The organism is Actinoplanes sp. OR16, assembly GCF_004001265.1.
GTDB lineage: Bacteria > Actinomycetota > Actinomycetes > Mycobacteriales > Micromonosporaceae > Actinoplanes.
Genome location: NZ_AP019371.1, coordinates 2,999,287 through 3,013,127, shown reverse-complemented (window position 1 = coordinate 3,013,127; position 13,841 = coordinate 2,999,287). Strand labels below are relative to the sequence as shown.

Here is a 13,841-nt window from a genome sequence, read left to right as displayed (position 1 = left end):
GCTGAAACCCGGCCGGTTGCAGTCCGGTAGAACTCTTCCGAGGGCCTTCACGCTCCTCCCCCTCCGCCGACAGGTACGTGGCAGGAACCGTCACGTCACCTCGGAGGAACTCGCGTGGGGCAGTCTTCACCCGGCCGGCACCGCCCTTCACCCGGCCGGCACCGCCAGGAACGGCTGCACCGTCACCGCGCCCCCGCGTTCCCCGCTCTCTTCGCCACCCACGGCCGCACCGCGCTCTCGGTCACCGCGCTGGGCGCCACCCTCGCCGCCGGCGTAGGCGTCGCCGGGGTCTCCGCCTCGGCCGCCCCGAGCGCCGTGGTCGCCGGTCCGTCCTCGCACGTGACCGCTTCTCATCCGTACGCCGAACTGCCCGTGGTCGCCCCTCCCGGCGACGAGGCGCCCGGCAAGCAGTACCCGCGTGGCAGCCTCGCCACCGACGAGCCGGCTCAGCCCACCGGCCGTGCCGTGCAGCGCAAGAAGCGCCCGCCCGTGGCCGTGAAAGCATCCGCCGCCGTGTCGTCGCAGGTCACCGGCCCGTGGGTGCACCCGATGCCGGCGGCCGGCGTCACTTCCTGCTTCGGTCAGCGCTGGGGCCGCCTGCATGCCGGCGTCGACCTGGCCGCCGCGCACGGCACCCCGATCGTCGCGGCCGGTGCCGGTGTGGTGGTCACCGCCGGCCCGGAAGGCGGGTACGGCAACGCCGTCCTGATCCAGCACGACAACGGGTACTTGACCCATTACGGCCACATGTCGGCGATCCTCGTCGCAGCCGGCCAGCGGGTGGCGGCCGGCGAGCGGATCGGCCTGGAGGGCTCGACCGGGCACTCGACCGGGCCGCACCTGCACTTCGAGGTGCACCAGAGCCACTACAAGAACCCCGTCGAACCCACCGCCTGGATGCGGTCGCACGGCGTCGACCTGGGCGGCTGCTCTTAGATCTTCTCCACCGGGGCGTGGCGGAGGACCAGCCACATCACCTGGTCGCCGAAGTCGATCTGGGCTCGTGCCCCGGGACCGTGGCCCTCCACCGCGAGGACGCGGCCCAGGCCGTAGCGCTGGTGGTTGACCCGGTCACCGGGGTCGACCTTCGGCGCCGACTTGAGGTCGCTCGCCGTCGCCAGCTTGCTGCCGTCGATGCCGAGGCGCTCGGCGATGCGCTGCGCTCTCGGAGTGCCGCCCGCGAAACCGCCGCCGCGCTGGCGGTCGCCCCCACCACGGCCACCCACGCCGCCCCCGGTGCCGGACCAGGACGTGTAGGAACCGCCGGTCCGCTCCCAGCGGACCAGCTCGGTCGGCAGCTCGTCGGTGAAGCGAGAGGGCGGGTTGTACTGCGGCTGGCCCCAGGCCGACCGGGTCACCGCACGGGAGAGGTAGAGACGCTGGCGGGCGCGCGTGATGCCGACGTAGGCCAGGCGGCGCTCCTCCTCCAGCTCGGTGTTGTCGCCGAGGGCACGCATGTGCGGGAAGACGCCGTCCTCCAGGCCGGTCAGGAAGACCACCGGGAACTCCAGGCCCTTCGCCGTGTGCAGCGTCATCAGCGTGACCACGCCCTGGTGATCGGGGTCGTCGCTGGGGATCTGGTCGGCGTCGGCGACGAGCGCCACCTGCTCCAGGAACCCGGCCAGGGTCGCGACCTGCTCCCGTCCGGCCACCCCGCCCGCCGCCGCCGACTCGGCTGAAGGCTCTTCCACCGCCTCGGCCTGCGACTCCACCCGCTCGGTGTATTCGCGGGCGACGCTCACCAGCTCCTGGAGGTTCTCCACCCGGCCCTGGTCCTGCGGGTCGAGGCTCTCCTCCAACTCGCTGAGCAGCCCGGACCGCTGCAGAACCGCTTCCAGCACCTCTTCCGGAGGCGCGGTCAGGGCCAGCTGGCGCAGGTCGTCCATGAGCTGCACGAAGTCGGTGATGCTGTTGGCCGCGCGGGTGGAGATGCCGGGAGCGTTCTTGGCGTGCCGCAGAGCCTGGCCGAACGAGATGCGGTCACGGGAGGAGAGCGCCTCCACGCACGCCTCGGCCCGGTCGCCGATGCCGCGTTTCGGAGTGTTCAGAACCCGGCGGGTGCTGACCGTGTCGTCCTCGTTCACGATGGCGCGGAGGTAGCCCAGCGCGTCGCGGACCTCCTTGCGCTCGTAGAAGCGCACCCCGCCGACCACCTTGTAGGGCAGGCCGACCCGGATGAACACCTCCTCGAAGACCCGGGACTGCGCGTTGGTCCGGTAGAAGACCGCCACGTCGCCGGGGCGCACGTCGTGGTTGTCGGTGAGCCGGTCGATCTCGCGGGCCACCCAGTCGGCCTCGGCGTGCTCGGTGTCGGCGACATAGCCCACGATCTGCTCGCCGGCGCCCTGGTCGCTCCAGAGCCGTTTCGGCTTGCGGGACGTGTTGCGGTCGATCACCGCGTTCGCAGCGGAGAGGATGGTCTGCGTCGACCGGTAGTTCTGCTCGAGCAGGATGGTCCGGGCGTCCGGATAGTCGCGCTCGAACTCCAGGATGTTGCGGATCGTGGCGCCCCGGAACGCGTAGATCGACTGGTCGGCGTCACCGACCACGCAGAGCTCGCTGGGCTCGACGGCGTCGGCCTCGCCCCCGGCCGTGCCGACCAGCTCGCGGATCAGCTGGTATTGAGCGTGGTTGGTGTCCTGGTATTCGTCGACCATCACGTGCCGGAAGCGGCGGCGGTAGGCCTCGGCGATCATCGGGTGCGACTGGAAGAGGTGCACCACGGCCATGATGATGTCGTCGAAGTCGAGCGCGTGCGCCTCGCGGAGCCGACGCTGGTAGAGCTCGTAGGCCTCGGCGACGGCCCGCTCGTTGGGGCCTTTCGCCTTGGCCTTGAACTCCTCCGGCTCGACCAGCTCGTTCTTCAGGTTCGACACCTGGGCGGCGAGACCCCGGGCGGTGTAACGCTTCGGGTCGAGGTCGAGCTCGCGGGCGACCAGCTGCATGAGGCGGCGGGAGTCGTCGGCGTCGTAGATCGAGAACGTGCTCTTCAGCCCGACGTGCTCGTGCTCGGCCCGCAGGATGCGCACGCAGGCCGAGTGGAACGTCGACACCCACATGAGCCGGGCGCGCGGGCCGACCAGCTGCGCCACCCGCTCCTTCATCTCGCCGGCGGCCTTGTTGGTGAAGGTGATCGCGATGATCTCCCCCGGGTGCACCCCGCGCTCGGCCAGCAGGTAGGCGATCCGGTGGGTGAGCACCCGGGTCTTGCCCGAACCGGCGCCGGCCACGATCAGCAGCGGCGAACCCGAGTGGGTCACGGCGTCGCGCTGAGGACCGTTGAGCCCGGTCAGCAGCGACTCCGGATCGAGGTGCCGGGCGGCCGGCCGGGGCGTCGTGGGACGCCGCTCCGGGGCCCTCGCGGCAGGCGCCTGGGGAGCCAGGGAGAACAGGGTGTCGGCAGGTTCTGAGGAAGGTCGCATCGCGGGAGCAAGTGTATGCCGCCCCACCGACAGAAATTTCCCGGCGACCCACCCGGCATCGACCTTCAGCAATTAGCTTGTCCTGGTCGGCGAAAAACTCACTCCGATCGGGGAACCCATATGATCCGGACGCGTCTCGCCCTACCGGCCGTGGCCATCGCCGCCGCCGCCACCCTCGCTGCGATACCCGCCCCACCGGGCGCGGCCGCCGCGCCACCCTCCGAGTTCACGCCGGTGTCCGTGTCGCACGGTGCCGCCAAGGGCAAGGTGGTCAAGGGCCAGTTCCTCAGCTACAACGACTTCCACGGCGCGATCGACCCGCCGACCGGCAGCGGCGCGGTGGTGAACGCGAGCGGCACCAGCACCCCGGCCGGCGGCGTCGAATACCTCGCCACCTGGCTCAAGAAGCTGCGCGCCGAGGGGAAGACCGAGGGCCGCCAGACCATCACCGCCGGCGCGGGCGACCTGATCGGCGCGACGCCGCTGGTCAGCGCGGCCTTCCACGACGAGCCGACGATCGAGTTGATGAACGAGATCGGCTTGCAGGTCAGCTCGGTCGGCAACCACGAGTTCGACGAGGGTGTGGACGAGCTGATCCGCATCCAGCGCGGCGGCTGCCACCCGGTCGACGGATGCCAGGACGGCGACGGCTACGGGGGCGCGAAGTTCGCCTACCTCGCGGCGAACACCATCGACAAGAAGACCGGCCTGCCGATCCTGCCGCCGATCGACATCAAGTACGTCGGCGGCGTGCCTGTCGGCTTCATCGGCATGACCCTGGAGGGCACGCCGAGCATCGTGAACCCGGCCGGCATCAAGAACGTGCGCTTCACCGACGAGGTGGAGACCGCGAACAAGTGGAGCAACGTGCTCAAGGTCTTCGGCGTGAAGGCCCAGGTGCTGCTCCTGCACGAGGGCGGCACGCAGGCCACGGCGACCCCGACGCCCGGCGTCTCGGACTGCAACGGTTTCACCGGGCCGATCGTCCCGATCGTGGCGGGCCTCAACCCCGAGATCGGCGTCGTGATCTCCGGGCACACGCACCGCTTCTACTCCTGCTCGCTGCCGAACAGCAAGGGCGTCCCGACGGTGGTCACCAGCGCCGGCACCAACGGGCAGATCGTGACCGACATCGACTACTCGCTCGACTCCCGGACCGGCAGGTTCGTCGACATCGACGCGACGAACGTGATCGTGGAGAACGGCGTCCCGGACGGCAAGGGCGGCTGGGTGAAGGACGCGGCCGGAGCGTACGTGCGCAACCCGGACACCGTCGACGCGGCAGCCAAGAAGGTGGCCGACAAGTACCGCACGGCCGTCGCCCCGATCGCCAACCGGATCGTCGGCAGCATCAGCGGTGACATCGTCCGCACCGCGACGCCGGCCGGCGAGAGCCCGCTCGGTGACGTGATCGCCGACGCGCAGCTGGCCTACACGCAGTCGGCCGGCGCGCAGATCGCCCTGATGAACCCGGGTGGCATCCGCGCCGACCTGGACGCCGACCAGTCGTCCGGCGGTGAGGCGTACGGCCAGGTCACGTACGGCGAGGCGTTCACCGTCCAGCCGTTCAACAACCTGGTGACCACGCAGACGTTCACCGGCGCGCAGCTGAAGAACGTGCTGGAACAGCAGTTCGTCGGCTTCGGCGGGCAGACAACCCAGCGCATCCTGCAGGTGTCGGCCGGGCTGACCTACACGTGGACCGCGTCGGCGACCGCCGGATCAAAGGTGAGCAACCTGGCGCTGAACGGGACGCCGATCGACCCGGCCGCGAACTACGTGGTCACGACGAACGACTTCCTGGCCAACGGCGGCGACGGATTCAGCAACCTCACGCTCGGCACCGGGCGGGTCACCGCTCCCGGTTTCGACGTGGACGCGCTGGTCGCGCACCTGGCGACCGGCCCGATCGCACCCGGTCCGGCGAACCGGATCACCACGACGCCGTGATGTCCCAACACTCGGGCGGTTTTCTTGCGGGACCGTCCGGGACGGGGGCATACTCGGCAACGTGATCCAGCGGGCGCGATTTTTTTACTACGGCACCGGAAGTCCGGCAGCCGTGGGTCGCGCCTGAGCACAGACCTACATCAAGCCCCGGGCTTCACCGCCCGGGGCTTGATGCTGCCCGGGCCGGGTCGACCGGGGCGTGAGCACCCGAGGAGCAAGTCATGACCGCCGAGACCGTGGACCAGAAGACCGGAGCGGGCGCCGAGCCGGCCGCCGCGGCGATCCGCGCCAAGCGTGAGCGCATCGACGAGATCGATCAAGCGATCATCGATCTCTGGCTGGAACGCGCGAGCCTCTCCCAGGAGGTCGGCAAGACCCGGATGGCCAGCGGCGGCACCCGTCTCGTGCTGGCCCGCGAGCGGGAGATCGTGGAGCGTTTCCGCAACGCCCTGGGGCCGGACGGCACGCAGGTCGCGCTGCTGCTCCTGCGTTCGGGCCGCGGCCCCCTGTAGCGCTCGGCTGAGAGAAGGAGGGCGCAAGCTCTCCCGCAGGCCGCGCGGCGTGAAGCTCGAAGCGGCGGCCCGGAAGATCCGGGCCGCCGCTATTCGTTATCGGTCAGCGACCGTGGACCACGTCGCGGATCTCGGCGAAGTGGCACGCGCTCGGGTGCGGCGACCGGTCGCGGATCTGCAGCATCGGATCCTGCTGGGCGCAGACGTCCTGCGCCTTCCAGCACCGGGTCCGGAAGCGGCAGCCCGACGGCGGATTGGCCGGCGACGGCACGTCACCCTCGAGCACGATCTGGTCGCGCTGACCGCGCAGGCGCGGGTCCGGAACCGGCACGGCCGAGAGCAGAGCCTGCGTGTACGGGTGGGTCGGCTGCTCGTAGATCTCCCGGTCGTACCCGTGCTCCACGATCCGGCCGAGGTACATCACGGCCACCCGGTCGGAGATGTGCCTGACCACCGACAGGTCGTGGGCGATGAAGATGTACGACAGGCCGAACTCGTCCTGGAGCCGCTCCAGCAGGTTGATGACCTGCGCCTGGATCGACACGTCGAGCGCGGACACCGGCTCGTCACACACGATGATCTCGGGCTTCAGGGCGAGCGCGCGGGCGATGCCGATGCGCTGGCGCTGGCCGCCGGAGAACTGGTGCGGGTACCGGTTGATGTGATCCGGGTTCAGGCCGACCGTGTCGAGCAGGTCCTGCACCGCACGCTGCCGGCCCTTCTTCGGGACGACCTCGGGGTGGATCTCGAACGGCTCCCCGATGATGTCGCCGACCGTCATGCGCGGGTTCAGCGACGTGTACGGGTCCTGCAGCACCATCTGGATGTTGCGGCGGGCCCTGCGCAGGTCGCCGCCCTTGAGGCGGACCATGTCCTGACCGCGGACCATGATCGAGCCCGAGGTCGGCTTCTCCAGGCCGACCAGCAGCTTCGCCAGCGTGGACTTGCCACAACCGGACTCGCCCACCACACCCAGCGTCTCGCCGCGGCGCAGCTGGATGTCGACACCGTCGACCGCGCGGACCGCGCCGACCTTGGTCTTGAAGACGATGCCCTGGGTGATCGGGAAGTGCTTGACGAGACCCTTGGTCTCGAGGACGACGTCACTCACCGAGGACCTCCCGGAAGAAGTGGCAGCGGGCGGTCCGGTGCGGCGCCACGGCGTAGGCCGGCGGCGGCGGGTCCGAACGGCAGGGGTCCTTCGCGAACCGGCACCGGGGGTTGAACGCGCAACCCTTCGGGACGTCGGTCAGCGCCGGCGGCAGGCCGCGGATGACGTTGAGCTCCTGGCCCTTCATGTCGAGCCGGGGAATCGACTCGAGCAGCGCCCGGGTGTACGGGTGCGCCGGCCGCGCGTAGATGTCGTAGACGGCCGCCTCTTCGACGACCTTTCCCGCGTACATCACCGAGATCCGGTCGGCCACGTCCGCGACCACGCCCATGTCGTGCGTGATCAGGATCAGGCCCATGTTGCGCTCCTGCTGGAGCTCCGCGAGCAGGCCCATGATCTGCGCCTGGACGGTCACGTCGAGAGCCGTGGTGGGCTCGTCGGCGATCAGCACCTCGGGGTCGAGCGCGAGCGCCATGGCGATCATGACGCGCTGGCGCATACCGCCGGAGAACTGGTGCGGGTAGTCGTTGATCCGGGCCTTCGCAGCCGGGATCTTGACCTGGTCGAGCAGCTCGATGGCCCGCTTCTTGGAGTCGGCACGGGACATGCCGCGGTGCATCCGGAAGAGCTCGCTCAGCTGGAAACCGACGTTGTAGACCGGGTTCAGCGCGGAGAGCGCGTCCTGGAAGATCATCGCGATCCGGTTGGCCCGCACCTTGCGGCGCTGCTCCTCCGGACGGGTCAGCAGGTCGACACCGCGGTAGCGGATCTCGCCCTTGGTGATGAATCCGGGAGGGCTCTCCAGGATGCCCATGATCGCTTGAGCGGTCACCGACTTGCCACAGCCGGACTCGCCCAGGATCGCCAGGGTCTCGCCCGGGGAGAGCCAGAAGTTCGCACCGTTGACGGCCTTTGCCACGCCGTACTGGGTGCGGAACTCGACGTGCAGGTCGGTCACCTCGAGGAGAGGTGCGCGCGGATCGATGCCGGGTACGACATCCATGTGCGCCTTGATTTCAGTCACAGGGTCACCGCAACTTCGGGTCGAAGGCGTCGCGGATCGCGTCGCCCAGCATGATGAAGGCCAGCACGGTGGCGGCGAGGAAGATCGACGGCCAGACCAGGGGCTCGGTCGCGACCCGGGCGTACGGCGACGCCTCGGAGATCGAGATACCCCAGCTGATCGCGTCGTTCTTCAGGCCGACGCCGAGGAACGACAGGGTCGCCTCGCTGGCGATGTTCGTGCCCAGCAGGATCGTGAGCACGACGATGAAGGACGCGATGGAGTTCGGCAGGATGTGCCGCAGCATGAGGCGTCCCGGGCCCGCGCCGAGCATCCGGCCGGCCGCGACGTAGTCCTGGTTCTTCGACGAGATGACCGCGGACCGCATCACGCGCGCTGCCGACGTCCAGGTCAGCAGGCCCAGTGTCAGCGTCACCGCCAGCACACCGTCCGACTGCGGGGTGACCAGCCGGTTCGACAGCACGATCGCGCCGAGCAGGAACGGGATGCCGAGCATGATGTCGATGCCGCGGGACAGGACCGCGTCGGTGGCGCCGCCGAAGTAACCGGCCGCCAGACCGAAGAGCAGGCCGATGACGCCGGCCAGCAGGGTCGACAGGATGCCCACGATGATCGAGTTGCGAGCGCCGTAGACGGTCTTCGCGAAGACGTCGCAGCCCTGGAAGTCGTACCCGAAGTAGGCCTGGCCGCTCGCGCCCTTGTGCTGGTTCGCCAGCGTGCAGGCACGCGGGTCGGCCGAGGTGAAGAGCGTCGGCCACGCCGCCATCAGCAGGATGACGATCACCAGGACGATCGAGACCCAGAAGATCTTGTTCTTCCGCAGGTCGATCCAGGCGTCCCCGGCCAGGCTGCGGGGCTTGTCCGACTTGCCGCGGCCGGGAGGTGCCTCCGCCCCCGGCAGTGTCGAAGGCGCCTCGACAGAGGTGATGGCGTTGGGGTCACTCATAGCGGATCCTGGGGTCGAGGGCGGCGTACAGCAGGTCGACGAGAAGGTTCACGACCAAGAAGATGATCACCAGCACGCTGACGAAGCCGACCACGAGCGGGCCGTCCTCGGTCGTGATCGCGCGGGCGATGTTGAAGCCGACGCCGGGGATGTTGAAGATCTTCTCGGTCACGATCGCGCCGGACATCAGGCCGCCCAGGTCGACGCCGATCAGCGTCACGACCGGGATGAGCGAGTTGCGCAGCACGTGGACCCAGATGACACGGCGGCGCGTCAGGCCCTTGGCCCGCGCGGTGCGCACGTAGTCGGCTCGCAGGTTCTCGACGACCGAGGTACGGGTGACCCGCAGCTCGGTGGCGATCACGAGACTGCCCAGCACCAGGGCCGGCAGCAGTAGCTCGTAGAAACCGGCGTCCCGGGTGGCGGTCGGCGGGAACCAGCCCAGCTTGATACCGAAGACGAGCTGCGCCAGCGGCGCGAGCACGACGATCGGCATGGCCAGCACCACCAGCGTCGCGACCAGGGTGACGTTGTCGAAGAGGCCGCCCCGCTTGATGGCGGAGTAGACGCCCGCCGTGACCGCGATCGTGGCGGCGATGACGATGGCGATGATCGACAGCTTCAGGGTCACCGGCCACGCGTTGGCGAGCATGTCCGAGATCTTCTGACCGGTCAGCGACGTACCGAGGTCGCCGGTCAGGAGCCCCTTCATGTAGTACCAGTACTGCGTGAGGAAGCTCTCGTTCAGGTGATAACGCTCCGTCAGCGCGATGCGCTGACTCTCAGTGATGGGCCGTTCGCCCGCCAAGGCCTGGAGGGGGTCGTCCTGGTTGGCGAACGTCAGCGCGAAAACTACAAAAGTGGCCCCGAAGAATGTCAGGACCATCTGCAGTAAGCGCCGCACGATGTAGCGGAACATACGGGTTTAGCCTCTTCCGCGGAAGAGCGCCGGCCTCGTGAGCACGGCGACGAGGAGGGTGGGTTAACACAGCGGTGGCGCCACGGTTTCACATGATCCGTGACGCCACCACCGTACGAGCGGTTAAATCAGCTGACTACTTCGATCTCGTACAGGTTCACCTTCTGGAAGAGGTCAACGTTGACGTTCGAGACCTTCTCCGAGTAGCCGAACACGTTCTGACCGTTGCGCAGCGGAATCACCGGCATGTCCTTGGCGAGGATATCCTCAGCCTCCTGCCACTTCGCGATGGCCTCCTCCGGAGTGGCGGCCGAGCGACCGGCGGCGACCAGGTCGTCGAAGGCGGTGTTGCTGTACCCGTAGTAGTTGGAGGAACCGTCGGTGCTGTACAGCGGGCCGAGGTAGTTCTCCATCAGCGGGTAGTCCATCAGCCAGCCGAGGCGGATGAGGCCGACCGGCTCCTTCTTCTCGACCTTGGTCAGCAGGTCGGCGAACTTCGGCTCACCGACACCGGTGCAGTTGACGCCGAGCGAGGCCTTGATCTGGTTGCACGTCGCGTCGACCCACGCCTTGTGGGGGCCGTCGGCGTTGTACGTGATCTTCAGCTCGGACGGGCCCTTGGCAGCGGTGTAGAGCTCCTTGGCCTTGGCCGGGTCGTACTTGCAGTTGTCACCACAGGTGTTCTCGCGGTAACCCGCGACCACCGGGGAGACGAACGAGGTCGCCGGGGTCTGCGAACCGAGGAAGACCTGGTCGGTGATCTCCTGGCGGTTGATCGCCATGGAGATGGCCTGCCGGACGCGGACGTCCGAGAACTCCTTCTGGAACGTCGGGAAACCGACGAACTGGAAGGCGGAGTTCGGGCTCTTCTGGAACCGGTCGCCCAGGTCGGCCGAAGCAGACGCGAGGCTCTCGATCGGGATCTGGGTCTGGACGTCCAGGTTGCCCGCGACGAGGTCGGCGTACTGCGCGGCGTCGTCCTGGTAGATCTTCCAGGTGATGCCGTCGACCTTCGGGACCTGGCCCTTGAAGTCAGCGACCTTCTCGACCGTGATCGACGAGTCGTGCTGCCACGTGCCCTTCATCTTGAAGGGGCCGTTACCGACGATCGCGTCCTCGAAACCCTCGGCGATGACGCCGTCGGACGAGAAGGCGGCCTTCGGCAGCGGGTAGAACACGGTGTAGCCGAGCAGCGACTCGAAGCTGGCGAACGGCGCCGACAGCGTGATCTCGATCGTGCTGTCGTCGACCGCCTTCAGACCAGTGAGCTTCTTGGCCTTGGGCTCGGGGGCCGTCTTCGGGCCCTCCTCGCCGTCCGGGTCCTCGCTCTGCAGGTCGGCGAAGCCGGCGATGGTCGAGAAGAAGTAGGAACCGCCCTGGCCGTTCGGACCGTAGGCGCCGTAGTTCCAGGCGTCGACGTAGTTCTGTGCGATGACCGGCTCGCCGTTGTGGAAGGTGAAGCCGGGCTTCAGCTTCACGGTCCAGACCTTGTTGGTCTTGTCCGGCGTGATCGACTCGGCAGCGACCGGAGTCGGGTTGTTCTGCGCGTCGAAGTCGACCAGCGGGTAGAACAGCGAGTTGAGAACCTCGGCACCGTTCGACTCCGTGGTGTTCGACGGAATCAGGTGCTGCGGCTCGGCGATACCGATAACCACAGTATTGGAAGTGGCGGACGACTCGTCCGAGTCGCCGCTACCGCAACCGGCGGCCAACAAGGCGATGGCGGTCGCTCCGACCGCCATCTTCCATGGGCTTTTCCCAAGCATGGGAGTGCCTCCTTCAGGGGCGCTCACGAGGGGTTGTGTGAGTAGCTGCCACTGTGACACAGGGGCACGGAAACCAATGAGCGCCGTTATCAAGCCGATATTAGCCGTTTACGTCCGTACGCAGACCCAAAGATCGTTCTTTCGCCGGATTCGACCGGCCTGACCTGCGCGGACGCCCCCGCGTGTCCCCTCAGCCACCCAGCGCAGCCAAACGGCCCATCTTTGCCGCCGGTCGGTGGATCTAGACCAGGCGCCGGTCAGCGGCCCACCGTGACAGCTCGTAGCGGTTGCTCATCTGCAGTTTCCTCAGCACGTTCGAGACGTGCGTCTCCACTGTTTTGATCGAGATGAACAGTTCCTTGGCGATCTCCTTGTACGCGTAGCCGCGCGCCAGAAGCCGGAGCACCTCACGCTCCCGGTTGGTCAGCTGGTCCAGCTCGGGGTCGGCCACCGGCACGTCCGGCCGGGAGGCGAAGGCGTCCAGCACGAAGCCGGCCAGCCGTGGGCTGAACACCGCGTCACCGTCGGCGACCCGGCGGACCGCCGCGGCCAGCTCGTCCGGCGAGATCGTCTTCGTCACATAACCCCGGGCGCCGGCCCGGATCAGGCCGATCACGTCCTCGGCGGCGTCCGAGACGGACAGCGCCAGGAACTTGACCTGCGGATGCGTGCGGCGGATCGACTCCAGCACCGCCCGGCCGCCGCCGTCCGGCATGTGCACGTCGAGCAGCACCACGTCGGGACGGATCGCGCCGATCCGGCTGATCGCCTCGGCGACGCTGCTCGCCTCGCCGACCACCTCGACGTGCGCGCCCAGCTCGGCGCGGACCCCGGCGCGGAACATCGCGTGGTCGTCGACGAGGAAGACGGTCAGCCTGCGTGCGGCCTCGGACGGCTCCACCATTGGTTCGGTCATCGTGCATGCTCCTTACCCGTGGTCACGCTCTCCCTCGAGACGGGAAGCATCAGCCGCACCTCCGTCCCGTCGCCGGGCGCACTGCGGATCTCGGCACGCCCGCCGTGGCGCTGCATGCGCCCGATGATCGAACCACGGACGCCGTGCCGTGTCTCCGCCACGCCGTCGAGCTCGAAGCCCGCGCCGCGGTCACGGACGAAGACGCTCAACTCGTCCTCCTCGACCTCGGCGTAGAGCGAGACCGTCTGCACCCCGGCGTGCCGGGCCGCGTTCACCAACGCCTCGCGGGCCGCCGCCACCAGCGCGGCCACCCGATCGTCGCACTGAGTGTCGCCGACCACCACGGTCTCCACGGTGATCGCGTAGGTGTCCTCGACCTCGGCCGCGGCCTGCTCGAGCGCGGCCGCGAACCGCTCGGTCGGCGAGGCGGTCGGTTTGTAGAGCCAGTTGCGCAGGCTGCGCTCCTGGCCGCGGGCCAGCCGCTGCACCTCCTTGATGTCCGTCGAGTTGCGCTGGATCAGCGCGAGCGTGTGCAGCACCTGGTCGTGGATCATGGCGGCCAGCTCGGCGCGCTCCTGCTCGCGGATCCGGCCCTCACGCTCGGCGCGCAGCTGGCCGAAGGTGCGCCAGAGCAGCGGCGCGACCACCACGCCGACGCCGGCCAGGCCGACGAAGGCGAAGATCACGCCGTTGAACACCGCGGAGATCGAGTTGTCCGGCGCGTAGACCGCGACCACGCCGATGAGGCCGATCGCGACGAGGATGCCGCCGCCGATGAAGCGGAGGATGAAGGAGCGCCGATCATTCTCGGACACGATCGCGGCGAGCCAGGGCGTCGAAGCGATGTTGTAGTCGGCGCTCGCCTCGCGCCGGCTCGGGTCGGACTGGTGCCAGATCACGCCGGTGCCGACCGCGATCACCGCGATCATCCAGCCGGCCGTGGTCGCCACCTGATCGTCGAAGACCAGCGCCTGGAGCAGGACCACCCCGAGGCCGATCGCGGCGAACGGGGCGAGAGCGGAGAGGTCACGGCGGGCCGGCTCCTCGTCGCCGCGGGCCTCCTGCGGGAGCACCGCCCAGTAGGCGGCGTAGAGAAGCAGCCCCAGCGCGTTGAAACCGAGCAGGACCACGAGCGCGATGCGCACCGCCAGCACCGGCAGGCCGAGGTGGCGCGCCAGCCCGGCAGCGACACCAGCGACGATGCGGTGATCGCGCGGCCGGTACAACCGGCGCGGCTGAGGAACAGCGGTGGTGATGATCGCACTTCTCCCTTCC

General features: G+C 68.8%; 11 protein-coding genes. 3 read left to right on the top strand and 8 right to left on the bottom strand.

Features of this window, described 5'->3' with window-relative positions:
* The first annotated feature begins 114 nt into the window (after positions 1-114).
* Positions 115-936 carry a M23 family metallopeptidase gene (locus EP757_RS44605; RefSeq protein WP_127546027.1) on the top strand — a complete coding sequence of 274 codons (822 nt, stop codon included), beginning with the start codon at positions 115-117 and terminating at the stop codon, positions 934-936.
* Here the strand turns inward: EP757_RS44605 and pcrA are convergent.
* The gene (gene pcrA / locus EP757_RS13990) at positions 933-3,422 is read right to left on the bottom strand and encodes a DNA helicase PcrA (protein WP_232050502.1); all 2,490 of its coding nucleotides are present in this window, start codon (positions 3,420-3,422) and stop codon (positions 933-935) included. The genes EP757_RS44605 and pcrA overlap by 4 nt on opposite strands.
* A gap of 120 nt (positions 3,423-3,542) precedes the next feature.
* Here pcrA and EP757_RS13985 point away from each other — a divergent pair, with 120 nt between their 5' ends.
* Both EP757_RS13985 and EP757_RS13980 read left to right on the top strand, forming a co-directional pair.
* The gene (locus tag EP757_RS13985; RefSeq protein WP_127546024.1) at positions 3,543-5,372 is read left to right on the top strand and encodes a bifunctional UDP-sugar hydrolase/5'-nucleotidase; all 1,830 of its coding nucleotides are present in this window, start codon (positions 3,543-3,545) and stop codon (positions 5,370-5,372) included.
* A 221-nt stretch (positions 5,373-5,593) separates the two neighbouring features.
* Positions 5,594-5,884: a chorismate mutase gene (locus EP757_RS13980; RefSeq protein WP_127546021.1), complete on the top strand. Its 291-nt coding sequence runs from the start codon at positions 5,594-5,596 to the stop codon at positions 5,882-5,884.
* Between the two features lie 103 nt (positions 5,885-5,987).
* Here EP757_RS13980 and EP757_RS13975 read toward each other — a convergent pair whose 3' ends face one another.
* From EP757_RS13975 to EP757_RS13945, 7 genes are all read right to left on the bottom strand, one after another.
* On the bottom strand, positions 5,988-6,995 hold the full coding sequence (locus EP757_RS13975) for an ABC transporter ATP-binding protein (RefSeq protein WP_127546018.1): 1,008 nt from the start codon (positions 6,993-6,995) through the stop codon (positions 5,988-5,990).
* Positions 6,988-7,998, bottom strand: a complete 1,011-nt coding sequence (locus EP757_RS13970; RefSeq protein ID WP_127554234.1) for an ABC transporter ATP-binding protein — start codon at positions 7,996-7,998, stop codon at positions 6,988-6,990. The genes EP757_RS13975 and EP757_RS13970 overlap by 8 nt, the downstream gene beginning before the upstream one ends.
* A 25-nt stretch (positions 7,999-8,023) precedes the next feature.
* Positions 8,024-8,965 carry an ABC transporter permease gene (locus tag EP757_RS13965; RefSeq protein ID WP_127546016.1) on the bottom strand — a complete coding sequence of 314 codons (942 nt, stop codon included), beginning with the start codon at positions 8,963-8,965 and terminating at the stop codon, positions 8,024-8,026.
* Positions 8,958-9,884: an ABC transporter permease gene (locus EP757_RS13960; RefSeq protein WP_127546013.1), complete on the bottom strand. Its 927-nt coding sequence runs from the start codon at positions 9,882-9,884 to the stop codon at positions 8,958-8,960. Before EP757_RS13960 ends, EP757_RS13965 begins: the two co-directional genes overlap by 8 nt.
* A gap of 128 nt (positions 9,885-10,012) precedes the next feature.
* On the bottom strand, positions 10,013-11,650 hold the full coding sequence (locus EP757_RS13955) for an ABC transporter substrate-binding protein (RefSeq protein ID WP_127546010.1): 1,638 nt from the start codon (positions 11,648-11,650) through the stop codon (positions 10,013-10,015).
* 241 nt (positions 11,651-11,891) lie between these two features.
* Complete coding sequence (locus EP757_RS13950; protein WP_127546007.1) at positions 11,892-12,566, bottom strand: response regulator transcription factor; 675 nt, start codon at positions 12,564-12,566, stop codon at positions 11,892-11,894.
* On the bottom strand, positions 12,563-13,792 hold the full coding sequence (locus EP757_RS13945) for an ATP-binding protein (protein ID WP_174262391.1): 1,230 nt from the start codon (positions 13,790-13,792) through the stop codon (positions 12,563-12,565). The genes EP757_RS13950 and EP757_RS13945 overlap by 4 nt, the downstream gene beginning before the upstream one ends.
* Between the last annotated feature and the right edge of the window lie 49 nt (positions 13,793-13,841).

Excerpts from the sequence above, each read along its gene's own strand:
- pcrA (WP_232050502.1), bottom strand. The coding sequence starts at position 3,422 with ATGCGACCTTCCTCAGAACCTGCCGACACCCTGTTCTCCCTGGCTCCC.
- EP757_RS13985 (WP_127546024.1), top strand. The coding sequence starts at position 3,543 with ATGATCCGGACGCGTCTCGCCCTACCGGCCGTGGCCATCGCCGCCGCC.
- EP757_RS13980 (WP_127546021.1), top strand. The coding sequence starts at position 5,594 with ATGACCGCCGAGACCGTGGACCAGAAGACCGGAGCGGGCGCCGAGCCG.
- EP757_RS13970 (WP_127554234.1), bottom strand. The coding sequence starts at position 7,998 with ATGGATGTCGTACCCGGCATCGATCCGCGCGCACCTCTCCTCGAGGTG.
- EP757_RS13965 (WP_127546016.1), bottom strand. The coding sequence starts at position 8,965 with ATGAGTGACCCCAACGCCATCACCTCTGTCGAGGCGCCTTCGACACTG.
- EP757_RS13960 (WP_127546013.1), bottom strand. The coding sequence starts at position 9,884 with ATGTTCCGCTACATCGTGCGGCGCTTACTGCAGATGGTCCTGACATTC.
- EP757_RS13955 (WP_127546010.1), bottom strand. The coding sequence starts at position 11,650 with ATGCTTGGGAAAAGCCCATGGAAGATGGCGGTCGGAGCGACCGCCATC.
- EP757_RS13950 (WP_127546007.1), bottom strand. The coding sequence starts at position 12,566 with ATGACCGAACCAATGGTGGAGCCGTCCGAGGCCGCACGCAGGCTGACC.